This is a genomic window from Faecalibacterium sp. DFI.5.82 (assembly GCF_029076575.1).
GTDB lineage: Bacteria > Bacillota > Clostridia > Oscillospirales > Ruminococcaceae > Faecalibacterium > Faecalibacterium duncaniae.
Window position 1 is genome coordinate 1 of the sequence record NZ_JARFIS010001035.1, and the last position, 291, is coordinate 291.

The 291-nt window shown below is 61.5% G+C and carries 1 pseudogene; it reads left to right on the forward strand.

What is annotated here, in order from left to right:
- Nucleotides 1-291 (forward strand): annotated as a pseudogene (locus tag P0G09_RS20020) (glycoside hydrolase family 32 protein); the annotation flags it as partial.

Below are 291 nucleotides of genomic sequence, written 5' to 3' on the forward strand. Positions count from 1 at the left end.
GAAGTATCACCAGTTCTATCGGTATAACCCCTACGATGTGCGGTGGGCGCCCATGCACTGGGGTCACGCCGTCAGCACCGACCTGCTGCACTGGGAGTATCTGCCCTGAGCACTTGCCCCGGATTCCCCGGTGGACAACGGCCCCGGCTGCTTCTCCGGCTCTGCCACCGAGATGGATGACGGCAGGCAGCTGCTGATGTACACCCGCGTGGTGGCAGAAAAGCAGCCCAATGGGGAGATGCGGGATATCCAGACCCAGAGCATTGCCATCGGTGACGGTCTCAACTACGA